The organism is Rhodococcus sp. RS1C4 (genome assembly GCF_002258225.1).
Lineage (GTDB): Bacteria > Actinomycetota > Actinomycetes > Mycobacteriales > Mycobacteriaceae > Rhodococcoides > Rhodococcoides fascians_E.
In genome coordinates this window covers 213777-237907 of sequence record NZ_NOXZ01000048.1, presented here as the reverse complement: position 1 = coordinate 237907, position 24131 = coordinate 213777, and the positions used below count along the sequence as shown (strand labels likewise).

General features: G+C 66.1%; 21 protein-coding genes. 14 read left to right on the top strand and 7 right to left on the bottom strand.

Going from position 1 to position 24131, the window contains the following annotated elements:
* Positions 1–51: 51 nt before the first annotated feature.
* From CH289_RS24965 to ligA, 4 genes are read left to right on the top strand one after another with little or no spacing between them, the layout of a single operon-like run.
* The gene (locus tag CH289_RS24965; protein ID WP_027498573.1) at positions 52–1290 is read left to right on the top strand and encodes a cysteine desulfurase family protein; all 1239 of its coding nucleotides are present in this window, start codon (positions 52–54) and stop codon (positions 1288–1290) included.
* Positions 1290–2381 (top strand): tRNA 2-thiouridine(34) synthase MnmA, encoded by a 1092-nt coding sequence (mnmA, locus tag CH289_RS24960; RefSeq protein WP_019664331.1) that lies wholly within the window; start codon positions 1290–1292, stop codon positions 2379–2381. The genes CH289_RS24965 and mnmA overlap by 1 nt, the downstream gene beginning before the upstream one ends.
* Positions 2378–3397 (top strand): methionine synthase, encoded by a 1020-nt coding sequence (locus CH289_RS24955; RefSeq protein WP_020110349.1) that lies wholly within the window; start codon positions 2378–2380, stop codon positions 3395–3397. The genes mnmA and CH289_RS24955 overlap by 4 nt, the downstream gene beginning before the upstream one ends.
* Positions 3398–3437: 40 nt before the next feature.
* Positions 3438–5624: an NAD-dependent DNA ligase LigA gene (gene ligA, locus CH289_RS24950; protein WP_020110348.1), complete on the top strand. Its 2187-nt coding sequence runs from the start codon at positions 3438–3440 to the stop codon at positions 5622–5624.
* A gap of 1 nt (position 5625) precedes the next feature.
* Here ligA and CH289_RS24945 read toward each other — a convergent pair whose 3' ends face one another.
* Complete coding sequence (locus tag CH289_RS24945) at positions 5626–6276, bottom strand: ACT domain-containing protein (protein WP_019664328.1); 651 nt, start codon at positions 6274–6276, stop codon at positions 5626–5628.
* A gap of 302 nt (positions 6277–6578) precedes the next feature.
* On the opposite strand from CH289_RS24945, the gene gatC reads away from it, so the two are divergent.
* From gatC to CH289_RS24930, 3 genes are read left to right on the top strand one after another with little or no spacing between them, the layout of a single operon-like run.
* On the top strand, positions 6579–6878 hold the full coding sequence (gene gatC / locus CH289_RS24940; protein WP_026347656.1) for an Asp-tRNA(Asn)/Glu-tRNA(Gln) amidotransferase subunit GatC: 300 nt from the start codon (positions 6579–6581) through the stop codon (positions 6876–6878).
* Entirely contained in the window at positions 6875–8347 is a 1473-nt protein-coding gene (gene gatA / locus CH289_RS24935) for an Asp-tRNA(Asn)/Glu-tRNA(Gln) amidotransferase subunit GatA (protein WP_020110347.1), read from the top strand. The genes gatC and gatA overlap by 4 nt, the downstream gene beginning before the upstream one ends.
* A 5-nt stretch (positions 8348–8352) precedes the next feature.
* Complete coding sequence (locus tag CH289_RS24930) at positions 8353–9414, top strand: alpha/beta hydrolase (protein WP_020110346.1); 1062 nt, start codon at positions 8353–8355, stop codon at positions 9412–9414.
* A 2-nt stretch (positions 9415–9416) separates the two neighbouring features.
* Here the strand turns inward: CH289_RS24930 and CH289_RS24925 are convergent, their stop codons facing one another.
* Complete coding sequence (locus CH289_RS24925) at positions 9417–10778, bottom strand: alpha/beta-hydrolase family protein (protein ID WP_027498572.1); 1362 nt, start codon at positions 10776–10778, stop codon at positions 9417–9419.
* Positions 10775–11416, bottom strand: coding sequence for a hypothetical protein (locus tag CH289_RS24920; RefSeq protein WP_020110344.1), 642 nt, complete (start codon positions 11414–11416; stop codon positions 10775–10777). Before CH289_RS24920 ends, CH289_RS24925 begins: the two co-directional genes overlap by 4 nt.
* Positions 11417–11583: 167 nt before the next feature.
* Between CH289_RS24920 and CH289_RS24915 the strand changes: the two genes are divergently transcribed.
* The 3 genes from CH289_RS24915 to CH289_RS24905 all read left to right on the top strand — a co-directional run bounded on the left by CH289_RS24915 (position 11584) and on the right by CH289_RS24905 (position 14697).
* Entirely contained in the window at positions 11584–12825 is a 1242-nt protein-coding gene (locus CH289_RS24915) for a sensor histidine kinase (protein ID WP_019664322.1), read from the top strand.
* A gap of 102 nt (positions 12826–12927) precedes the next feature.
* On the top strand, positions 12928–13590 hold the full coding sequence (locus CH289_RS24910) for a response regulator (protein ID WP_019664321.1): 663 nt from the start codon (positions 12928–12930) through the stop codon (positions 13588–13590).
* A 75-nt stretch (positions 13591–13665) separates the two neighbouring features.
* Positions 13666–14697 (top strand): ATP-dependent 6-phosphofructokinase, encoded by a 1032-nt coding sequence (locus CH289_RS24905; RefSeq protein ID WP_026347655.1) that lies wholly within the window; start codon positions 13666–13668, stop codon positions 14695–14697.
* A 3-nt stretch (positions 14698–14700) separates the two neighbouring features.
* Here the strand turns inward: CH289_RS24905 and CH289_RS24900 are convergent, their stop codons facing one another.
* Complete coding sequence (locus tag CH289_RS24900) at positions 14701–15165, bottom strand: acyl-CoA thioesterase (protein WP_208601162.1); 465 nt, start codon at positions 15163–15165, stop codon at positions 14701–14703.
* A gap of 94 nt (positions 15166–15259) precedes the next feature.
* Between CH289_RS24900 and gatB the strand changes: the two genes are divergently transcribed.
* The gene (gene gatB, locus CH289_RS24895) at positions 15260–16765 is read left to right on the top strand and encodes an Asp-tRNA(Asn)/Glu-tRNA(Gln) amidotransferase subunit GatB (RefSeq protein ID WP_094728811.1); all 1506 of its coding nucleotides are present in this window, start codon (positions 15260–15262) and stop codon (positions 16763–16765) included.
* Between the two features lie 55 nt (positions 16766–16820).
* Here the strand turns inward: gatB and CH289_RS24890 are convergent, their stop codons facing one another.
* Complete coding sequence (locus tag CH289_RS24890; RefSeq protein WP_019664317.1) at positions 16821–17963, bottom strand: PQQ-dependent sugar dehydrogenase; 1143 nt, start codon at positions 17961–17963, stop codon at positions 16821–16823.
* Between the two features lie 78 nt (positions 17964–18041).
* Between CH289_RS24890 and CH289_RS24885 the strand changes: the two genes are divergently transcribed.
* A complete protein-coding gene (locus CH289_RS24885) occupies positions 18042–18914 on the top strand; it encodes a DoxX family protein (protein ID WP_019664316.1) in 873 nt (290 codons plus the stop codon).
* Between the two features lie 88 nt (positions 18915–19002).
* On the opposite strand, the gene ilvD is transcribed toward CH289_RS24885, so the two are convergent.
* A complete protein-coding gene (gene ilvD / locus CH289_RS24880; RefSeq protein ID WP_033189943.1) occupies positions 19003–20844 on the bottom strand; it encodes a dihydroxy-acid dehydratase in 1842 nt (613 codons plus the stop codon).
* A gap of 55 nt (positions 20845–20899) precedes the next feature.
* Positions 20900–21409: a PH domain-containing protein gene (locus tag CH289_RS24875; protein WP_027498571.1), complete on the bottom strand. Its 510-nt coding sequence runs from the start codon at positions 21407–21409 to the stop codon at positions 20900–20902.
* Between the two features lie 259 nt (positions 21410–21668).
* Between CH289_RS24875 and CH289_RS24870 the strand changes: the two genes are divergently transcribed.
* Both CH289_RS24870 and ilvN read left to right on the top strand, forming a co-directional pair.
* Positions 21669–23621 carry an acetolactate synthase large subunit gene (locus tag CH289_RS24870; RefSeq protein WP_019664313.1) on the top strand — a complete coding sequence of 651 codons (1953 nt, stop codon included), beginning with the start codon at positions 21669–21671 and terminating at the stop codon, positions 23619–23621.
* Positions 23618–24121: an acetolactate synthase small subunit gene (gene ilvN / locus CH289_RS24865; protein WP_019664312.1), complete on the top strand. Its 504-nt coding sequence runs from the start codon at positions 23618–23620 to the stop codon at positions 24119–24121. The genes CH289_RS24870 and ilvN overlap by 4 nt, the downstream gene beginning before the upstream one ends.
* Positions 24122–24131 lie beyond the last annotated feature (10 nt).

Here is a 24131-nt window from a genome sequence, read left to right as displayed (position 1 = left end):
GTGTCACGGGTGCGAGGGGCACCGGTGATCACCGGCTATCCTTGAAGCGTTATGCCTTCTGCCCGCAGTTCGGCTGCTGCCCCCCGCGCGAGTGCACCCGTGTACCTCGATCATGCTGCAACGACGCCCATGTCCCGCGCCTCCATCGAAGCGATGACGGCAGTGTTCGCCACCGTCGGGAATGCGTCCTCGCTGCACGGATCCGGCAGGGCCGCCCGCCGGAGGGTCGAGGAGTCGAGGGAGTCGATCGCCGAACACCTCGGAGCGCGCCCGTCCGAGGTGATCTTCACCTCAGGGGGAACGGAGAGCGACAACCTTGCGGTGAAGGGGATCTTCGCGGCTCGCCGTGATGCGGATCCGTCGAAGACCAGAATCATCGCCAGCGCGGTCGAGCATCATGCGGTCCTCGACGCAGTCGAGTGGCTCGCTGACCACGAGGGCGCAGAGGTCACCTGGCTCGAGGTCGATTCTCGGGGCCGAGTCCACCCGGACACCCTCCGTGCGGAGCTGGCCGTCGGGGCGGATCGGACTGCGTTGGTGACCATCATGTGGGCGAACAACGAAGTCGGCACGATCATGCCGATTGCCGAGCTGTCCGCGATCGCTCGGGAGTACGACGTGCCGATGCACAGCGACGCGATTCAGGCCATCCCGCACCTGCGCGTCGATTTCGGCGCCAGCGGCCTGTCCGCCATGAGTGTCGCTGCGCACAAGTTCGGCGGACCTCAGGGCGTCGGTGCCCTGCTGCTGGGACGCACGACGGCGTGTGTCCCGCTGTTGCACGGAGGCGGCCACGAGCGTGACGTCCGATCCGGTACGCACGACACCGCGTCGGTCGTCGCGATGGCCGCGGCGCTCGAGGACACCGTCGCCCACCTCGACACCCGTCATGCGAATGCGGAGCGGTTGCGCGAGAAGATGGTCAGGGGCGTGCGTGCGATCGATCCGGAGGTGATCGTCAACGGCCCGATCGACGATCGACGGCTACCGGGTATCGCCCACTTCACCTTCCCCGGCTGCGAGGGAGATTCCCTGCTGATGCTGCTGGATGCGGCGGGCATAGAATGTTCGACGGGGTCCGCCTGCACCGCCGGTGTGGCCAGCGCCAGTCACGTGTTGATCGCGATGGGCGCGGATCCGTCGATCGCCCGTGGATCGCTGCGTTTCTCGCTCGGACCGGAATCGACCGACAACGACGTGGACGCACTGCTGGCAGCGTTGCCGCAAGTAATCGAACGAGCCCGCGCAGCGGGATTGGCGAGCGTAGGAGCTCGGGGAGGACAGCGCTGATGCGTGTACTGGCTGCAATGAGCGGCGGAGTGGATTCGGCAGTGGCGGCTGCCCGCGCAGTCGACGAGGGCCATGACGTCGTCGGCGTCCATCTCGCACTGTCGACCGAGCCCGGGACCTTGCGCACCGGTTCCCGCGGTTGCTGCTCCAAGGAAGACGCCGGGGATGCGCGCCGAGCCGCGGACGTGCTGGGGATCCCGTTCTACGTGTGGGACTTCGCCGACCGATTCAAGGAAGACGTCATCGACGACTTCGTCGAGTCGTACGCTGCGGGCGAGACGCCCAATCCGTGCCTGCGGTGCAACGAGAAGATCAAGTTCTCCGCGCTCGCCGACCGTGCGCTCGCCCTCGGATTCGACGCCGTGGCCACGGGGCACTACGCCCAGCTGCACGACGGCGTGTTGCGCCGTGCCGTCGACGCCGACAAGGACCAGTCCTACGTGTTGGCGGTTCTGACGCACAATCAGCTTTCCCGGGCGATGTTCCCCATCGGGGACACCCCCAAGTCCGAGATCCGCGAGGAAGCCGCGGCACGCGGACTCGCGGTGGCGGACAAGCCGGACAGTCACGACATCTGCTTCATCCCGTCGGGTGACACGCGTGCGTTCCTCGGCGCGAAGATCGGTATCCGTCCCGGCAAGGTCGTCGACGCGGACACGGGGGCGGAACTGGCGGACCACGAGGGTGTGCACGGCTTCACGATCGGTCAACGCAAGGGGCTCGGCGTGTCCGGGCCTGCCGCGGATGGAAAGCCTCGGTACGTCACCGCTATCGAGCCGGACAGCGGCAACGTCATCGTCGGGTCCGCTACTCGCCTCGACGTGTGGGGAATCACCGGCGACCGTGCGATCTGGACGGATGGTGTCGCACCCACGGGGCCGATCGAATGTGTCGTGCAGGTTCGCGCGCACGGTGGGCTCACCGAAGCAGTTGCGGAAGCAACCGCCGACGGTGGAGTGGACATTCAGCTTCGCAGTGCACTGACCGGAGTGGCGAAGGGACAAGCGGCTGTGTTGTATCGCCGCGACGTCCAGGGCGACATCGTCATCGGCAGTTCCACCATTGCCGGCACTCGTTCCGAGAGCGAGTGAGCGCCAGCGTCTTCGGGGCGCTGGCGACGGGCATCGGGTCGTGGCCCGGCACCGACGTTCGAGAGGCGTCCTCGATCGTTCTCGGTGAGCTGCCTGCACTGCCGCACATCGTCGAGCTACCGGCTCGTGGACTCGGTGCGGACACCATCGGCAGGACAGGCGCGTTGATGGTGGACATCGAATTCGACGTGCGCACGTCGGGTTACCGCGTGTCGCAGCGCAAGTCTCTGACGGGTCGCCGCGCCGAAGATCTGTTGCACGAGGATCTCGACGTTCTCGAAGAACTCTGGGAGACGGGTGGCTTCGCCGCGACCCATCACGTGTTGAAGGTGCAGGCTGCAGGTCCGTTCACGATGGCGGCCCAGGTCGAGCTGCGCAGTGCGCACCGAGTGTTGACCGACCGGGGCGCGGTTCGCGACTTCGCGGGTTCGTTGACCGAGGGCTTGCGGCAGCAGTGCGCCGAGCTTCGGTCACGGCTGGGTGTCGATGTCGTGGTGCAACTCGACGAGCCGAGTTTGCCTGCAGTTCTTGCTGGTTCGCTGTCGGGGGTGACCAGACTCGATCCGGTGCGGGCCGTACCGGAGCCCGAGGCGTTGGATCTGATCGACTCCGTGCTGCGCGGGGTCGGAGTGCCTACCGCCGTGCATTGTTGCGGTGCGGACGTGCCGTTGGACCTGCTGCGCCGAAGCGCCGCGGAGGCCGCTGCACTCGACGTGGCGCAGCTCGGCGCACGTGACCTCGACGGCATCGGAGAGTTTCTTCAGGCGGGCAAGACGATCATGCTCGGCCTCGTGCCTGCGGTGCGGCCGGAGAAAGTGCCGACGTGGCGTGAGGTCGCGGCACCCGCGGTGACACTCGTCGACCGGCTCGGATTTCCGCGGTCCGTTCTGTCGACTCAGGTGTCGGTCACTCCCGCGTGTGGGTTGGCCGGGGCGACGCCGGAGTGGGCCAGGCAGGCGCTCGAACTGGCGGGCAATGTCGCGGACGCCTTTCAGGACGCACCCGACTCGCTCTAGCAGCGTCTCGAGTGTCGGTGGGGTCCGTTAATGTTCGAGTGTGGACGAATCGACTGCACCGACTGCCGCGACCGAGAACGCCGACGATCGGGCGACGGGCACTCCGGCCTCCAGTGAGGACAAGGAGCGGTGGCAGCAGCTTGCCGAGGACGTACGGGGTCATCAGTTTCGCTACTACGTCCGGGATTCGCCGATCGTTTCGGACGGTGAGTTCGACGCGTTGCTGCGTGAGCTGACCGAGCTCGAGGAGCGCCATCCCGAATTGCGCGTGGCGGATTCGCCGACCCAGTTGGTCGGTGGCGGGTTCGCGACGGAGTTCACCGCGGTCGACCACCTCGAGCGAATGCTGAGTCTGGACAACGTCTTCGATCACGACGAACTGCGGGCATGGGCCAAGCGTGTCGAGACCGAAGTGGGTGATCGCTCCGCAGGCCTGCACTACCTGTGCGAGGTAAAGATCGACGGCGTGGCACTGAACTTGGTCTACGAGAACGGAAAGCTCGTCCGCGGTGCCACTCGCGGTGACGGTAGAACCGGCGAGGACGTGACGCTGAACGCCCGCACCATCTCCGACATTCCGGAGACACTGACTGCCAGCGAAGATCACCCGATTCCGACCCTCCTCGAGGTGCGCGGCGAGGTGTTCTTCCGGCTGGAGGATTTCCAGGCACTCAACGCCTCGCTCGTGGAGGAAGGCAAACCGCCCTTCGCGAACCCACGTAACTCGGCGGCAGGTTCGCTGCGTCAGAAGAACCCGGCGGTCACGTCCAAACGCAGACTCGGCATGATCTGCCACGGCTTCGGCCGCATGGAGGGGTTCGCTCCGGACACTCAGATGCATGCCTACGAGGCGCTGAAGGCATGGGGGCTTCCGGTGTCGTCCCACACGACGCGTGTGGAGGGAATCGATGCCGTCGTGGAGAAGGTGGCCTACTGGGACACACACCGGCACGACGTCGAGCACGAGATCGACGGCCTCGTCGTCAAGGTCGACGAGATGAGTCTGCATCGTCGGCTCGGGACCACCTCGCGCGCGCCGCGCTGGGCAATCGCCTACAAGTACCCGCCGGAGGAAGTGACCACCAAGCTTCTCGACATCCGGGTGAGTGTCGGCCGCACCGGACGCGTCACCCCGTTCGCCTACATGGAGCCCGTGTTGGTGGCCGGTTCCACCGTTTCCCTGGCAACGCTGCACAACGGCTCCGAGGTCAAACGCAAGGGTGTCCTGATCGGGGACACCGTGACCATTCGAAAGGCAGGCGAGGTCATTCCGGAGGTTCTCGGGCCTGTCGTCGACGCCCGCACCGGCGACGAGACCGAGTTCGTCATGCCGACCGAGTGTCCCGAGTGCGGAACCACGCTTGCACCGGCGAAGGAGGGAGACGCCGACCTTCGGTGCCCCAACTCCGAGTTCTGCCCGGGGCAACTCCGTGAACGTATGTTCTTCGTTGCAGAACGAGGCAGGTTCGACATCGAAGGGCTCGGCTACGAGGCCGCGACCGACCTCCTGAAAGCCGGGGTGATCGAGAACGAGGGCGATATCTTCTCGCTGACCGAGGACGACCTGCTCGAGACCGGCATCTTCCGCACCAAGGCCGGGGCGTTGTCCGCCAACGGAAAACGATTGTTGGCCAACCTGGACAAGGCGAAGGACCGCCCTCTGTGGCGCGTGCTGGTGAGCCTGTCCATCCGCCACGTCGGACCGTCCGCGGGCCGCGCGCTCGCCGGCGAGTTCGGCAGTCTCGAGCGCATCGAGAACGCGTCGCACGAGGAACTCGCTGCTGTCGACGGAGTCGGCGGGACCATCGCCACGGCCGTATCCGAGTGGTTCAGAGTGCCGTGGCACCGCACGATCGTCGAGAAATGGCGTGCGGCGGGTGTGCGGATGGAGGACGAGCGCGACGAGTCCATCGTCCGAAACCTGGAGGGCATGTCGATCGTCGTCACCGGATCGCTGGAGAACTACTCCCGTGATCAGGCGAAGGAAGCCATTCTGGTGCGCGGAGGCAAAGCCGCGAGTTCGGTCTCGAAGAAGACCGCATTCGTCGTCGTCGGCGAGTCGCCGGGCAGCAAGCACGACAAGGCCGTCGAGCTCGGCGTACCGGTGCTGGACGAGGCCGGATTCACCGTACTTCTCACCGAAGGCCCCGATGCAGTGCGGGAGCCGGATCCTGATGCCGAGGCGGAAGCTGACGATGCCGCGGACGACGCGGGGGAGGACGCGTAGCTCAGCCGAGAACGGTGGCGACGATACCTGCGAGGTAGCCGAGCCGCGCGACCTCGGAGGGACGGAAGTCCGGTCCTCCCGGGCGCCCGAGCATCAAGACCGTCCCGGAGGCGCCGAGCGGCGCCGCGGCGATCTTCGTGTCCATGTCGCGCCATACCTGCGGCACCCACTCGGCGTCACCGTCGAGGGAAGCCGGGTGTGCCAACGGCATCCACGGCATGTCTGTTGCGTGTGTCTCCGGTGCACCCGAGCTGCCCACGACGCGGTAGGCCCCGTGCGGACCTGTCGCTACCACGACGCTCCAGCCGACCCGCAGTACCCGCGGTGCTCCATCGACCAGCACCTGCAGCCTGTCGTCGGTCGCCGCGGCCACCCGGTCGATCAACTCCAGTTCACGATGGGTGTCGAGCACACCGGTGTACGGCCGGATGGAGTCGACCCGAACGTCGGTCAGATTCTCGGCGGCGGTGATCAGCGTGTCGGGCAGGGCGCCGGGCGGTACGTCCACGACGAGGTCGTCGACGGCGTAACCGTCGCCGCGTTCGATGACGTCGAGCGACAGAATGTCCGCACCGACAGAACCCAGCGCGACGGCGAGCGAGCCGAGGCTGCCCGGTCGGTCGGGGAGCTGAACGCGGAGCAGGTAGGACATGTCGCGCCCTTTCGCTTACGAGAGATGACAGAACTTCGTGGGTGAAACACCGCGAGCCATCCTCGCACTGTCGGCCTCTCGGGGCGCAACTGCCGCACCGGCCGTGACCTTCGCGACATCTGGGTGGGACCGAGTTAGCCGGGAGTGGAGCCTGCAGGAATGACCCAGCCAACCGGGAGTGGAGCCTGCAGGAATGACCCAGCCAACCGGGAGTGGAGGCAGCGACGAGGGCCCCGATAAGGTTGACGGCGGCCGCGTGTTTTTCGCGGTGCGTCGTCATATGTGTGAAAGGGGTCTACGCGGTGCCTGATATCTCCCGCGACGAGGTGGCTCACCTCGCCCGGCTGTCTCGGCTTGCGCTCAGCGAAGCCGAGTTGGACGAGTTCGCCGGCCAGCTGGATTCGATTCTTCACCATGTGAAGGCAGTGGCCGAGGTGGCTGCGGACGATGTGACGCCGACGGCCAATCCGAGTGCGATCACCAATGTCACGCGCCCGGACGTGATCGTCCCAGGCCTGACGCCCGAGCAGGCTCTGGCCGAGGCTCCCAACGCCGAAGAAGATCGATTCGCAGTGCCGCAGATTCTGGGAGAGAGCGAATGACCGACCTGACCACGCTCGACGCGTCCGACCTGGCGTCGAAGATTCACGCGCGCGAGGTATCGGCCGTCGAGGTCACTCAGGCTCATCTGGACCGCATCGACAAGGTCGACGGGGACATCCACGCGTTCCTGCACGTGTCGGGCGCCGCCGCATTGGTTGCCGCCAAGGAGGTCGACGAGGCCATCGGTGCGGGAGAGGCCCCGGCGTCGGCACTTGCCGGTGTGCCGCTGGCGCTGAAGGACGTGTTCACCACCACGGACATGCCGACGACGTGTGCGTCGAAGATGCTCGAGGGCTGGATCTCCCCGTACGACGCGGCGGTCACCTCGAAACTTCGGTCGGCGGGAATTCCGCTGCTCGGCAAGACGAACATGGACGAGTTCGCGATGGGTTCGTCCACGGAGAACTCCGCCTACGGTCCGACCAAGAACCCGTGGGACACCACACGCATTCCCGGTGGATCCGGCGGCGGCAGTGCTGCCGCGCTGGCGTCGCATCAGGCTCCGCTGGCGATCGGAACCGACACCGGTGGATCCATTCGCCAGCCTGCAGCGTTGACGGGCACCGTCGGCACCAAGCCCACCTACGGCACGGTGTCCAGGTACGGCCTGATCGCGTGTGCGTCGTCGCTCGACCAGGGCGGGCCCTGCGGGCGCACGGTGTTGGACACCGCGCTTCTGCACGAGGTCATCGCCGGTCACGACCCCCGGGATTCGACGTCCGTCGACACCTCGGTGGCGTCCGTGGTGGCCGCCGCACGCGAAGGAGCGGGCGGCGACCTGAAGGGTGTGCGTGTGGGTGTGGTCAAGGAACTGCACTCCGACAGCTATCAGAGCGGGGTCATCTCCTCGTTCGATGCCGCCGTGGCGACGTTGACGTCGCTCGGTGCGGAGGTCGTCGAGGTCTCGTGCCCCAACTTCGTTCACGCGCTCGCGGCGTACTACCTGATCCTCCCTTCGGAGGTGTCCTCCAACCTCGCCCGGTTCGACGGCATGCGCTACGGAGCTCGTGCGGGCGACGACGGTAAGCACAGTGCCGAGCAGGTCATGGCGATCACGCGCGCAGAAGGGTTCGGCGCGGAAGTGAAGCGCCGCATCATGATCGGCACCTACGCGCTGTCCGCCGGGTACTACGACGAGTACTACGGTCAGGCGCTGAAGGTGCGGACTCTGATCGCTCGCGATTTCGACAACGCGTACGAGAAGGTCGACGTGCTGGTGTCGCCGACCACTCCGACGACGGCGTTCCCTCTGGGGGACAAGGTCGACGACCCGATTGCCATGTACCTCAACGACCTCTGCACGTTGCCGACGAACCTCGCCGGCCACTGTGCGATGTCGGTGCCGTCGGGTCTTGCCTCCGAGGACGGACTGCCCGTCGGTTTGCAGATCATGGCACCGGCGTTCGCCGACGACAGGCTGTACCGCATCGGCGCGGCCTACGAGACTGCGCGCGGCGCGCTGCGCTGACTCACGTGACGATTCGTTCGGTGCACGACGCCGCCCTGGGCGTCGTGCACCTTCGAATCGACACCGTGATCCTGCCTGCTCTGGTCCTGGCGCTGGTGTGCACGCTGGGGTGGATTCTGTTGCGGCGACGTGTGATGCTGATCCCGCTGTCCGCAGCACTCGTCTGCGGCGTACTCGCTGCGCTGAACACTCAGATCTGGCATACGCCCACGCTCGCGGCAGCACTCGGGCATCCGCCCAGGGGCACCGTGACGGGCGCGGTGATTCCGGGTGAGACCTCCGGGTTTCATGCACGTCCGGCTGCGATCTACACCCCTCCGTTCTACGGAACTCCCGGCGACGCGGCTCCGCCGGTGCTCGTCCTGCTGACCGGCCAACCGGGTCATGTCGTCGACTGGATCGACGGCGGACACCTGGCCGACACGATGGATACCTACGCAGCGTCCCACGACGGCCATGCGCCCGTCGTGGTGGTGGCCGACGCGCTGGGCGAGTCCGACCCCATGGGCTCCGTCGACGAATGGGGCGAGCCCACTCCCAACCCGATGTGCATGGACTCGCATCTGGGCAACGTCTCCACGTATCTGTCGGTGGACGTGCCCGCATGGATCCGGCACACGATGCGGGTGGACACGGATCCGAGCGCGTGGGCAATCGGCGGTTACTCCTACGGCGGCACCTGCGCCGTGCAAACGGCTCTGACCGCCCCGGGGATCTACCCGACGTTTCTGGACATCTCCGGTGAGGACGAACCCCGCCGAGGCACGCGCGAGGACTCGATCACCGCTGCGTTCGGAGACGGTAGCGCCGAGTCGACTCGACGTTTCGACCAGTGGACTCCGCTGACTCTGCTGCGCGAGAAGACGTTTCCGAACTCCTCCGGCGCGTTCGTCGTCGGCTCCGAGGACACGGAGTTCGAGCCTCAGACTCGCGAACTGTTCGCCGCTGCGGCCGCGGACGGGCTGTCCGTCCAGTATTCCGAACTTCCCGGCGGCCATTCCATGGATGTGTGGGCACCGGCCCTGGAACGTGAAATGGACTGGCTCGGGACCCGAATGGGACTGTAGATCTACCCACAATCGAGAAGGCCTGTTCCCTGATCCTCCCCGTACCGATGGCCGTGGCCCGCAGGCGCATCGAGCGCGAAGAGCAGATCCACCGACGTCTGTGCAAAGGAGACCAACGGAATCCACTGTGGCACCGGTGCGTCGACTCGTGCCTTCGTCAGATCCGGTGGTGAGAAGATCAGCTCGCTCGACCACCACACCACCGGATCGGATGTGTTCGCCAGAACGACGCCTTGTCCGGTATCCACCTTGTTCGCCGGGGGACCGGCCCACAGTGTGCTGCAGACCGCCGACGAATCCGGCTGCAGCGCAGCGCTCCCTGCCACCGAGCCGAGGCTCTGGCCGTAGATGTGCAGCTTCGGTCTGCGGTCCTCGTCGAGCGCAGCCAGCTTCGCTTCCACGGCCACACGCAGGGCTCGGGTGGATTCGATCGCAGCGTCCTCCGCGAACAGGAACGTCGCCCAGCTCGGTTGGTCCGAGTACTGCAGAGCGACTGTCGCGACGTCACCACCGAATCGTTCGTCGAACCCCCGGACCGCGTTCTCGTCGACCCATCCCGATCCGGTGGGCACGGCGATCACGACGTGCGCCTTGGCCAGACCGCCGGACCGCTCCAGTTCGTCCGCAGCCAATTCTGCGCGTTCGCCGTACGTCGGAGCGGCACGCAGCCCGACGTACGTGCGCACGGCCGTGCTGCCCTCGCCTCCCGCGAGGAACCGCTGACCCTGCACCCCGACCGAGACACCACCGACGGGGTCGACCGCGTGCTCCTGAACTGTGCTCGATACGAGGTCCGCCTGCGCATATCGCTGAGCGAAAGACTCACGTGCCCAGTCGAATCCGAAGACCGATACCGCAACGGCCGCGACGGCTGTCGTTGCCAGCAGTCGCATCGCCCCGAGTTTGCCCGCTCCGCGGGCCGAGCCGATTCCGATGACGACCAGAAGAGCACAGACCGAGACCGAACCGCAGACGACTTCGATCCAGTACATCGGACCCACACGAGGGACTCCCCAGGACTCGCGCACTCCGTTCTGCCACTGCGCGTCGGCGATCCCGACCGCACCGACGGTGAGCAGTGCCAGGCCGAGGGCTACGCGGCGAGCTCGCGGTCGCGGACAGGTCCGGTGCACCCGGGACGTGATCCGGTGCGCTACCGCGGAGACGACCAATGCTGCCGCGGCGAACAAGCCGGTCACCACCGCCTGGACCAGAGACGCTCGGGGCAGCAACGACGGCGACAGGGATGCCGCGACGGACAGTGCAAGAAGCAGCGACGTGCTCACCCGAGGAACCGCGGGAACAGCATGCAGGTTCGTCGGTGCCGGCGGGGTCGTTGTCGTGGGCGTAAGTACGAACGTCATGCGAGTACCTCCGGGCTAAGACGGCGCAGAACGGCACCGGCGACGGTCGTCGCGGCGGCGGCGGCCGTCGTCAGGACGCCACCGGTGATCAGGAAAGGCAGGGCGGGCTCCGGCGCCGGCGATCGGTAGTTCTGGCGCCAGGAGTTGAAGTCGACTGCAGTGCTTGCGATATCGCTCATCACGAAACAGCTCGCGCGGGACCAGGTTCCGAGTCTGCCGTCGCAGGCGTCGTCCATCGACGTGCTCAACGCGGCGTCGAGGCGTGTACGGGCGTCGGGGGATGCAGGCGCGCCGTGCGCCGCGCCGAACCGCAGCAGGTCGTACCCCAGATCGTGTGCTTTGCAGGCGGATTCGAAGTCTGTGGGTAGTGGGACGGGCGACGAGCAGTCCCCGTCCGGTGCCACTGCCCTCCCGTCCTCGAGCGTGGGGCGGTAGTACTCGTTCTCGAACCCGATCGGTATCGCACCGATGGCGGCCGTTGCGTCGTCGTCGACCAGGGCCTCGATGGCGACGGTCGCCGCGGTCCTGCGAGGTGCCGAGATGTCTGCGTCGGCGACCGGCATCGCCGTGCCGACTCCGATGCCCAGCATGGTTCCGACCACCACGGTGCCGACGACGTACTTCGCTCTCGCTGTCATGGCTACGAACGCTAGGAATCGAACACCGAATCGGTAATCGCCCCGAAGTGCCGTTTCGACGTGCCGTCGTGGTGCGTGACGGCTGCGCGAAGTGCTACCGCGGGGGTAGGTCGATCTCACCCCTCGGTACGATGACTTTTCGCTCGCGAGTTCCTACTGTTCTTCTCGTGGGCATATTCAGTAGGACCGAGAAGGCGACACGATTTCGACGGCTGGTTCCGCCAGGACGCGGCGTCGACGTCACCATCCTCGCGGTGACCGCGATTCTGTACTCCATCGCGTGGCCGACGTTGCACGTCACTCACGACGTGCCGGTTCCGATCATGCCGATCGTGTCTGCTCTCGCCGTGTTTCCCTTCGTGCTCGTCCGTGCGAATCCCGCTCTCGGATGGGCTGTTTCGGCCGGCTCGGCCGTAGTGATCCCGGTTGCGTTCGATCGCTTGCCGGGGTACGACTTTCCGTGGCAGGTGACACACCTCCTCGTGCTTCTCGCGCTCGTACTTTCCGTCAGTCTTCGGTGCGCACTACCGGTCGTGGCGGTCACCTGGGTTGCGACCGTCCTGCTGTTTCTCGGATACGCACCGGGCAACGACGGAATAGGGTGGGGTGTCGGACTGACCGCGATCGTGGTGTTCGGCCTGCTGATTCGCTGGCTGGTCCTGTCGCGGCGGCAACTGGCCAAGCAGGAGGAGGTCAGCGAGCTCGAACGTGCGCGCAGAACGATTCTCGAGGAGAAGGCCAAGATCGCACGCGATCTTCACGACGTGGTTGCCCACCATATGTCGTTGGTGGTGGTGCAGGCGCAGAGCGCTCCGTACCGAGTCGACGACGTATCGCCCTCGGCGGCTGCGGAATTCGAATCGATCGGGGCAACTGCACGGGAGGCGCTGAACGAGATCCGCGGAATGCTCGGGGTTCTGCGCAGTGACGGAGTGGTGGCCGACGACGCGCCTGCGCCCGGGGCAGGAGACATCACGACGCTGCTCGAGAACACCCAGCGCGCAGGGGTTCGGCTCAGCTGGCAGATCCTCGGCGGTGCCGACGCGGTGTCGGCGACCACAGGACTCGCGCTGTATCGGATCGTGCAGGAATCGTTGTCCAATGCCTCTCGGCACGCTCCCGGTAGCGAGGTTCGAGTACGACTCCACTACGCACCGGACGTCACCTACCTCGAAGTGATCAACGATCGGGCCGTCGACTCGAACGGCGCCGGCGCGAGCGACGGAAGCAGCGGCACGGGAGGTCATGGCATCACCGGGATGCGCGATCGCGCGGTCGGAGTGTCCGGTTGGCTCGACGCCCGCCCTCGGTCCGACGGCGGATTCGAGGTCATCGCTCGGCTTCCGGGAAAAGCGGAGACGGTTCCTCTCGGGGCATCCGCGCTTCCCGTCACCGGGCCCGCCGCCTGATCGGCCCCAGTCTGATCGTGGCCCAGTCTGATCGTGGCCCATTCTGATCGGGCCCCATTCTGATCCGGCCCACCGACTACGTCAGGACATAGGGTGTCATCCGTGGCCATCACCGTGTTCATCGCAGACGATCAGGCAATGGTGCGGCAGGGTTTCGGTGCCTTGCTCGCCGCTCAACCGGACATCAGCGTCGTGGGAGACGCGGACAACGGCGCCACCGCAGTCACCGAGGTGAAGCGACTGCGCCCCGACGTCGTTCTCATGGACGTCCGTATGCCGCAGATGAACGGACTCGACGCCGCACGCGCGATACTCCGCGCGTCGCTCGATCCTCCCGTCCGCATCCTGATGCTCACCACGTTCGACATCGACGACTATGTCTACGAGGCGCTGACCATCGGAGCCAGTGGGTTCATGCTCAAGGACGCACCCGCCGACGAACTGATTCGGGGAGTGCGCGTCGTCGCCTCGGGTGAGGCGTTGCTGGCGCCGTCGGTGACACGCCGGTTGATCGCCGACGTCACCACACGTCGCGGCACGGCCAAGCAGCCGCCGGCACAGCTGTCGGTACTCACCCCGCGCGAACGCGAAGTGCTCGAGCTGATCGCCAAGGGCCTGTCGAACACCGAGATCGCCGCAACTCTGTTCGTCGCCGAGCAGACCGTCAAGACCCATGTGGGCAAAGTGCTCGGCAAACTCGATCTCCGAGACCGCGCCCAGGCAGTGGTGCTGGCGTACGAGAGCGGAGTCGTCACACCCGGGTGAGCGGCGGCGCTGCGAAATGACCAGATAGCCCAGCCGGATTACGGTGTGAGTATGGAACCGACGAGAGGCGAAAAATTGCGCATCGGAGTTCTCACGGGCGGCGGTGATTGCCCCGGGCTCAATGCGGTGATCCGTGCGGTGGTTCGGACGGCGGATGCGCGGTACGGCTCCACCGTCGTCGGATTCCAGGACGGGTGGCGTGGTCTGCTGGAGAACCGCCGGATTCAGTTGCGCAACGACGATCGCAACGATCGACTGCTGACCAAGGGCGGGACGATCCTCGGTACGGCACGCACCAATCCGGAGGTGCTCCGGGCCGGTCTCGACAGGATCAAGGAAACGCTGGAGGACAACGGGATCGACGTCCTCATCCCCATCGGCGGCGAGGGAACGTTGACGGCGGCCAACTGGCTGTCCGAGGAAGGTGTGCCCGTCGTCGGGGTACCGAAGACGATCGACAACGACATCGACTGCACGGACGTGACGTTCGGATTCGACACCGCACTCACCATCGCGACCGACGCGATCGACCGGCTGCACAGCACCGCCGAGTCACATCAGCGTGTGATGTTGGTGGAAGTGATGGGCAGGCACGCGGGATGGATTGCGTTGCATGCCGGTCTGGCGTCGGGTTCGCACATGACCTTGATTCCCGAGCATCCGTTCGACGTCGAGGAAGTCTGCGATCTGGTGCGCAAGCGCTTCCAGCGCGGTGACTCGCATTTCATCTGCGTCGTCGCCGAGGGTGCGAAGCCGCGGGAAGGGTCGATGGCGTTGCGCGACGGCGGCATCGACGAGTTCGGTCACGTGAAGTTCACCGGGGTGGCGCATCAGCTCGGCCAGGAGATCGAGCGTCGCATCAACAAGGAAGTACGAACCACGGTGCTGGGGCATGTTCAGCGCGGCGGAACCCCGACTCCGTACGACCGGGTGCTGGCCACCCGATTCGGGGTCAATGCAGCCGACGCAGCGCATGCAGGTGACTTCGGTCAGATGGTGTCCCTGCGCGGCGCCGAGATCGGTTTGGTGTCGCTCGCCGAGGCGGTCAAGCAACTCAAGCGCGTACCGGAGAGCCGCTACGTCGACGCGGCGGCGTTCTTCGGCTGATCTTCAGAGGCGGCCGGCTTCCTGTCGGATCTGCGACTCGCGGTGCTCGTTGTCGCGACGAAGATCGCGGCGGCGTCGGCCCGCCTCGAAGCGCTGCCGTCCGAGAGCGGTCGACGGTTCGAGCGGCGGAAGCTCGAGCGGTGTGCCCGTGTCGTCGACGGCGACCATGGTGAAGTAGCAGCTGTTCGTGTGACGGGTTTCGCCGCGCTGGATGTTCTCGGTCTCGACGCGAATGCCGACTTCCATGGATGTACGTCCGGTGTAGTTGACCGACGCGGAGAAGGTCACGAGTTCGCCGACATGGATCGGTTCGCGGAACACCACGCGGTCCACCGACAGGGTGACGACGTACGCCTGCGCGTACCGACTCGCGCAGGCGTACGCCACCTGGTCCAGGAATTTCAGAATCGTCCCGCCGTGAACGTTGCCGGAGAAGTTCGCCATGTCGGGTGTCATCAGCACGGTCATGTACAGCGTCTGCTTCGAGGTGTCCGTCACCGGCCAACCGTAGCGAGCACCACTGGTTACTCGCGCGTTCTTGCCAGCGCATAAACTCGTGTGCATGACTGCTGCCTTGGTCGATCTGATCGATTACGACGACGTGCTTGCCCGTTTCGACCCAGTTCTGGGCATGGAGGTCCACGTCGAGCTGGGCACAGCCACCAAGATGTTCTGCGGCTGCCCGACGGCGTTCGGGGCCGAGCCGAACACGCAGGTGTGCCCGGTCTGCCTGTCCCTTCCCGGTGCACTGCCGGTGGTGAACTCCGCGGCCGTCGAGTCCGCCATCCGCATCGGTCTCGCACTGAACTGCTCGATCACCCCGTGGGGCCGGTTCGCGCGGAAGAACTACTTCTACCCGGACCAGCCGAAGAACTACCAGATCTCGCAGTACGACGAACCGATCGCCACCGAGGGATACCTCGACGTACTGCTCGACGACGGAAGTACGTTCCGCGTCGAGATCGAACGGGCGCACATGGAGGAGGACACGGGTAAGTCGACGCACGTCGGCGGCGCGACCGGACGGATCGAAGGCGCGAGCCACTCGCTGCTCGACTACAACCGTGCCGGTGTTCCGCTGGTGGAGATCGTGACCAAGCCCATCACCGGCACCGGTGCACGCGCCCCTGAGGTCGCCCGCGCGTACGTGACGGCGTTGCGGGATCTGCTGAAAGCGCTCGACGTGTCCGACGTTCGCATGGACCAGGGTTCGTTGCGCTGCGACGCGAACGTGTCGCTGATGGAGAAGTCGGCGTCGGAGTTCGGTACCCGCACCGAGACGAAGAACGTCAACTCGCTCAAGAGCGTCGAGGTAGCCGTGCGTTACGAGATGCGCAGGCAGGCGGCCGTTCTGCAGTCCGGCGGCGAGGTGGTGCAGGAGACACGGCACTTCCAGGAGTCCGACGGCACCACGTCGAAGGGCCGGAAGAAGGAATCTGCCGAGGACTACCGGTACTTCCCGGAGCCCGACCTCGCGCCCGTCGCTCCCGACGCGGCCTGGATCGAGGAACTCCGCGCGACGCTTCCCGAGCTCCCGTGGCTGCGCCGGGCGCGCATCCAAGCGGACTGGGGTGTCTCCGACGAGGAGATGCGCGACCTCGTGAACTCCGGCGCGCTGGATCTGGTCGCGTCGACGGTCGACGCCGGTGCGACGCCGCAGGCTGCGCGCTCGTGGTGGGTCTCCTACCTGGCTCAGAAGGCGAACGTCGCGGGCGTCGAACTGGATGCTCTGGCGATCACGCCTGCACAGGTGGCCGAAGTGGCCGGCCTCGTCGCCGACGGCAAGGTCAACAACAACGGCGCGCGTCAGATCGTCGACGGCGTCCTCGCCGGTGAAGGTGAGCCTGCTGCGGTCATGGCGGCACGCGGGCTCGTCGTCGAGAAGGACGACACCAAGTTGCAGGCTGCAGTCGACGAGGCGCTCGCTGCCAATCCCGGTGTGGCCGACAAGATTCGCGCCGGCAAAGTTCAAGCCGCGGGCGCGATCGTCGGCGCCGTCATGAAGGCCACTCGCGGTCAGGCCGACGCGGCCAGGGTCAAGGAACTGGTCCTCGCTGCGTGCAGCTGATTCAAGGACGTGATCGAACGGCCCCCGCGGTGCTCGCCGCCGGGGCCGTTCGGCTCTAGTCGAATCCGCCGCCGCCCGCCGGGACCGGAATCTTGACGACGCGGTCGTCGTTGGGGCCCGGTGCATCACCGTTCTTGTTCACGGTGCCCGCCCAGATCTGGCCGTCGGGTGCGATCGCAGCGCCGTTGAGACGGCCGTAGCGGTCCTGGACGAGCAGCGACGGTGCCGCGGTGACTGCTCCCGTGTCGGGGTCGGTGACGAGGACGGCCATGGCCTTGGCGTCGGTCAGGGAGATGGCAACCGCCCCGTCCCCTGCGCCGCAGCCGGCGACGCCCGGTCGATCCGGCCACGTCCACACCGGCGACACGACCGCGCCGAGAGGATCGATGCGCTGGAGCCGATCCTCCACTGCTGTCCGGTCGGTGACCCAGATTCCGCCCGACGGATCGATGCACACGTCTCCCGCGGTTCCGATGCCACTGAGGGCGACCTGCGGGGGTGGACCGCTCTGGCCGGGGACCAGCGAGTCGACCCGCAGAAGCTTGCCTGCGAGCGACGCCGGATCGGCTGCGGATGCTGGGTTTCCGGCGTCACCGGTCAGCACCAACAGCTGACCTGGGTTGAGGAAATCCAACGCGCCGCGGTTCCCCTGTGCACCCCGGGGGATTCCGGTCAACACGTTCTTGGGTGTGTCGCCTGCCGCGATGCGCACGACTCTGTTGTCCGATGCAGTCGTGATGTACGCGTACATCAGACCGTCCTCGGCGAAGCTCGGCGACAACGCGAGATCGAGCAGGCCCCCGTCGCTGCCGGCGTCGACGTCGAGGCGCGCGATCTCGACGGGGGACTGGCCCTGGGTGACCTGCATGATCCGTCCGGTGAGGCGTTCGGCGACCAATGCGGAGGCGCCACCGGGAAGCATCACGAGCCCACCCGTCGGGTCGAGGCACGTCGCGATGACGTTCGGGTCCAGATCGATGCAGGGACCCGGCTGCGGTTGCGGACCGCTCGGTGTCGTCGAGGTGGGTGGGGCGTCCGGATCCGCGGGATCGATCTCGGCGGCGCCGAACGACGGTTCGGGGGTGAACGGGCTGGCCGTGGAATCGTCGAACCGAGCACATCCGGCCGCCAGGGCCACGGTCATCGTCAGGACGGCGACGGTAGTTGCGGTTCGGGACGACGCTCGCACCAACTTCATGTACGAAACGTTACTCGAGGCGCCGCGCCCGGGCTCAATACGGCTGAATCGGCACCGACTCGCTCTACTGTTGAAGCTGTGACCGACAAGCCTCGCGACGAAGAGCGGCCCGACACCGGCTACGAGCCCGCGTCGAGCCCATACGACCAGCCGACCGAAAAACTCCAGCCTCGGACCGAGGACGAATTGGACTTCGGGAAGAGCGGATCCGGGGCGTACCCGACCGAACAGATCCCCTCGTCGTTTCGTCCCTCACGTTTCGACGAGCCGATCGCGCCCGACAGCAGCACCGCCTACTCCGACAAGCCCACCGAATTCCTGCCGACCACCCCTGCCGCGGCGGGGTACGGCACCGGCTCGTCGGATCGGTTCGCGGCGGATCAGAACGCGCCGGAACCGGTCGTGCGCACCGAGACGGTCGAAATTCCGGCCCGGCGCGGTACGACGGATCTCGGCTTGCTTCTCCTGCGTCTCGTAGTCGGCGGAATCTTCCTCGTGCACGGCCTGCAGAAACTGACCGGTGTGTGGAACGGACCCGGTCTCGACGGGTTCCGCTCACTGCTCGAAGACACCGGTTACGACCGCGCGGACATCCTGGCCATCGCCGGGGCCGTCGGTGAAACCGCGGGTGGCGCTTTGCTGATCCTCGGTCTGGCGACACCGTTCGCCGGCGCCGCGGTGCTGAGCGTCATCATCAACGCGTGGCTGTTCAAGCAGGCCGCCGAGCCGGGGCTGCAGTTCTTCGCGCCGACAGGAGTCGAGTACGAGACGGTACTGGGAGTCGCCGCCGCGGCGATCATCCTCACCGGGCCGGGAAAGATCGCCTTCGACGGACGGCGAGGGTGGGCGACGCGTCCACGTTTCGGATCCTTCGTCGCGCTGATCCTGGGTATCGCCGCCGGGGTCTGCCTGTGGATCTTCCTCAACGGGGCCAACCCGATCGCGACCTGATCCCGCTGTGAGTGGAAATGGCAGTGTTACTGGGTCGCTCCGCAGGCGCCGCTCCTGCCCCAGGACCTACATTTCCACGCACGTGAGGTCAGGGGACGTACCGAACCGCGCCCTTGTCCGCGGAGGTCGCCAGTGCCGCGTAGGCACGCAGTGCCGTGGTGACCGTGCGCTGACGATCCACCGGCTGCCACGGCCGCTCCGACGCCTCCATCTTGGCCCGACGGGTCTCCAGGGTGGCGTCGTCGACGAGGATCTCGAGGGTGCGGGAGGCGACGTCGATACGCACCTGGTCACCGTTCTCGACCAGTCCGATGACTCCGCCCGCGGCCGCCTCGGGGGAGATGTGGCCGATGGACAGCCCGGACGTGCCACCGGAGAAGCGTCCGTCGGTGACGAGAGCACAGAGCTTGCCGAGTCCGGCTCCCTTGAGGAACGCCGTCGGGTGCAGCATTTCCTGCATGCCCGGTCCGCCCTTGGGGCCCTCGTATCGGACGACGAGGACGTCACCGGGCTGGATCTTCTTCTGCAGGATCGCCGACACCGCTTCTTCCTGAGACTCGACGACCAGTGCCGGGCCCTGGAACGAGAACAGTTCCTCGTCGATGCCCGCGGTCTTCAGGATCGCCCCGTCGAGTGCGATGTTTCCGCGCAGGACGACCAGACCACCTTCGACGGTGTACGCGTGTTCCTTGTCGCGGATGCAGCCGCCGACGGCATCGGTGTCGAGCGAGGACCACCTGTTCTCGGTGGAGAACGGCTCGGTGGTCCGAACGCCGCCCGGCGCCGCGTGGAACAGCTCCAACGCCTCGTCCGACGCCGTGCCGGAGCGAATGTCCCACGTGTCCAGCCACTCGTCGAAGCTCTTCGTGTGCACGGTGGAGACGTCGGTCTCGAGCAGGTTCGCGCGGCGGAGTTCGCCCAGCAGCGCGGGGATTCCGCCTGCCCGATGCACGTCTTCCATGTGGTAATCGGAGTTGGGGGACACCTTGGACAGGCACGGAACCTTGCGGCTGATGGCGTCGATGGTGTCGAGATCGAAGTCGACCTCGCCCTCCTGCGCCGCGGCGAGGGTGTGCAGCACCGTGTTGGTGGACCCGCCCATCGCGACATCGAGTGCCATGGCGTTGCGGAACGCCGCAGGGGTTGCGATGTTGCGCGGCAGAACGGACTCGTCACCGTCGCGGTAGTACTTGGTCGCGGCCTCGACGATGGTGGTGCCTGCGCGCTCGAACAGCGCGTACCGGGCTTTGTGCGTGGCGAGCGTGGATCCGTTGCCGGGCAGTGCCAGTCCGAGGGCCTCGGTGAGGCAGTTCATCGAGTTGGCGGTGAACATGCCCGAGCACGAACCGCACGTCGGGCACGCACTGCGCTCGACCTCGTCCAGGCCTTCCTCGGACACGGCGTCGTTCGCACTGGCCGAGATCGCGGTGATGAGGTCCGTCGGTGCCTGCGCGACGCCGCCTACGACGACGGCTTTGCCTGCTTCCATCGGCCCACCCGAGACGAACACGGCCGGAATGTTCAGTCGCATCGCGGCATTGAGCATTCCCGGCGTGATCTTGTCGCAGTTGGAGATGCACACGAGAGCATCGGCGGTGTGTGCGTTGGCCATGTATTCGACCGAGTCGGCGATGATCTCGCGGCTCGGAAGCGAATAGAGCATGCCGCCGTGCCCCATGGCGATACCGTCGTCGACGGCGATGGTGTGGAACTCGCGCGGTACGCCGCCCGCGGCACGTACGGCGTCGGCGACGATCTCACCGACGTTCTTCAGGTGCACGTGCCCGGGCACGAACTGCGTGTAGGAGTTGGCAATTGCCACGATCGGTTTGCCGAAATCCGAATCCGTCATTCCGGTGGCGCGCCAGAGCGAGCGTGCGCCCGCGGCGTTGCGTCCGACAGTGGTAACTCGTGACCGTAGCGGCGGCATGGCTTCTCTTCCTCGATCAATAGCGGTTTCTCGCCCGATCGAGGTTACTCCCGGCTCAGGAAGTCGAGGCGCCTGGCTCGGCTTCTCGGTCCGCGTCCGCTGTTTGTTCCTTTTCTGCCGTCCTGTCGGCTTCGGCTGCGGCCGCATAGGGATCGGTGATTCGCCCGCCGCTCGCCGCCGCGAGAACCGGAAGTCGGTCGAAGCGAACCAACGGCAGCGACTTCTCGGACTTATCGGTCAGGACCACGCGCGCCCATCGCCGGTTCGGGAAGTGAATGCCGCGCACGTTTTCCCACGCGACGAACTCGGAGCCGAACAATCTACGTATCGCGAGACCGTCGAAGCTGACGACGGTACGAACGCGCAACACCCACACGGCAGCGATGATCGGGATCAGCACGAGCCATCCGAACGCTGCGGGCCAACTGGCGGCGGGGAAGGCCACGCCGATGAACAGCATGCCGACTCCTACCAGCGACAGGCGCGAGATACGGATGACCTGCGGCGCGGGAACGGGCGTATGGGATGATGTATCCGGTGGTTCGGACTGCTGCGAAGACGACACCCCTTCATCTTCGCATTGCACCTACGCGATCTCACATAATGGGATTGCGTCGTGACGAGTTTGACTCTTCCCTATGCGCGCGCCTACCGTCGAGCGCGTGAAGCGGAATTGGATACTCGTAATCGGCCGGCGCGTCAACGCCTGAGCCGGTTCTCGACCAACTCGCATCGACGCGCCACCCTCGTACAGCCTCGGCTGACGGGGGTTTTTTCTTGCCCAGAGATCGCCCAGCTACATCTTTCATCCTGAGGAAGCACTAGTGAGCGCACCAACCGCACGCCCAGGGCCCTCGACTCGTAAGTCGGGAGCAAACGCCAGCTCGTCGGCACCGGACATCAACGGCGCCGTCGACGGATCGCGTCGCCACGTCGCACCCGAGAAGGTGACCGGCGCACAGTCCGTCGTCCGAGCACTCGAGGAACTCGACGTCGACACGGTATTCGGCATTCCGGGTGGAGCCGTTCTTCCGGTGTACGACCCACTCTTCGACTCCAAGAAGGTTCGCCACGTCCTCGTTCGTCACGAACAGGGCGCCGGGCACGCAGCCACCGGGTACGCGCAGGCCACTGGCCGCGTCGGCGTCTGCATGGCGACCTCCGGCCCAGGAGCGACGAACCTCGTCACACCGCTCGCCGACGCCCAGATGGATTCCGTTCCCGTTGTCGCCATCACCGGCCAGGTCGCGAGAAGTCTCATCGGCACCGACGGGTTCCAGGAAGCCGACATCTCCGGCATCACGATGCCCGTGACCAAGCACAACTTCCTGATCACCGACGGCGTCGACATCCCACGCATCATGGCCGAGGCGTTCTACATCGCGTCCTCCGGTCGTCCGGGTGCGGTCCTCGTCGACATCCCCAAGGACATCCTGCAGGCACAGACCACGTTCTCGTGGCCACCGGAGATGCGGTTGCCCGGATACCGTCCGGTCACCAAGCCGCACGGCAAGCAGGTTCGTGAGGCAGCTCGGTACATCGCCGACTCCAAGCAACCCGTCCTGTACGTCGGTGGCGGTGTCATCAAGGCCAACGCGTCGGCAGAACTGCTCGAACTCGCGGAATTGACCGGCATCCCCGTCGTCACCACGTTGATGGCGCGCGGAGCGTTCCCCGACACCCACAAGCTCAATCTGGGTATGCCGGGCATGCACGGCACCGTCGCCGCTGTGGCCGGCCTGCAGCGCAGCGATCTGTTGATCACGCTCGGCGCCCGGTTCGACGACCGCGTCACCGGACAGCTCTCGTCGTTCGCGCCGAACGCGAAGGTGATCCACGCGGACATCGATCCTGCCGAGATCGGCAAGAATCGTTATGCGGATGTGCCGATCGTCGGTGACTGCAAAGAGGTCATCGTCGAGTTGATCGAGGCGCTTCGTGCCGATCGCGCCACGGGCACCACCGTCGACCTCGGCGACTGGTGGGCTTACCTCGACGGAATCCGCAAGACGTACCCGCTGAGCTACGACCGCCCCAGCGACGGAAGCATGTCGCCGGAGTTCGTCATCTCCTCGGTCGGCAAGTTCGCCGGACCCGACGCGATCTACTGCGCAGGCGTCGGCCAGCACCAGATGTGGGCCGCGCAGTTCATCAACTACGAGAAGCCGCGCACGTGGCTCAACTCGGGTGGACTCGGCACCATGGGCTACGCCGTTCCGGCGGCGATGGGCGCCAAGATGGGCCTTCCCGACGCCGAGGTGTGGGCGATCGACGGCGACGGCTGCTTCCAGATGACCAACCAGGAACTCGCCACCTGCGCGGTCGAGGGAATCCCGATCAAGGTCGCACTCATCAACAACGGCAACCTCGGCATGGTCCGTCAGTGGCAGACGTTGTTCTACGAGGAGCGGTACTCCAACACCAATCTGGGAACCCACGGCGCCCAGCGCATCCCCGATTTCGTCAAGCTGGCCGAGGCCCTGGGCTGCGTCGGAATTCGCTGCGAGCGTGAGGAAGACGTCGACGCGGTCATCGCACAGGCTCGCGCGATCAACGACCGTCCCGTCGTCATCGACTTCATCGTCGGCGCCGACGCGCAGGTCTGGCCCATGGTCGCCGCAGGCACCGGTAACGACGAGATCATGGCCGCCCGCGGAATCCGACCTCTGTTCGACGAGGACGAGGCCTCGGTGGCCGAACCCGCCGTCATCCACGAGGCAATGGCACGCGAGCAGGCACACGGCAACGCCCTGCACGAGAAAGGCACCGACAAGTGAGTACCAGCCACACCCTCAGCGTCCTCGTCGAGGACAAGCCAGGTGTTCTGGCACGCGTCGCCGCACTCTTCTCGCGTCGCGGATTCAACATCTCCTCACTTGCGGTCGGCGGCACGGAGATCGCGGGGATCTCCCGAATGACGATCGTCGTCACCGTCGACGAGTTCCCGCTCGAGCAGGTGACGAAGCAGCTGAACAAGTTGATCAACGTCATCAAGATCGTCGAGCAGGACGACGACTCGTCGGTTGCCCGCGAATTGGTGCTCATCAAGGTGCGCGCCGACTCGACCGTACGCAGCGAGGTCATCGAGACCGTGAACCTCTTCCGCGCCAAGGTGATCGACGTGTCACCCGAGGCTGTCACGGTCGAGGCCACGGGTACGCGCTCCAAGCTGGATGCGCTGCTGAAGATGTTGGACCCCTATGGAATTCGAGAAATAGTTCAGTCGGGAGTCGTTGCCGTCGGACGTGGACCGAAATCGATCACTGCGTCGCGTTAGCGACCACATG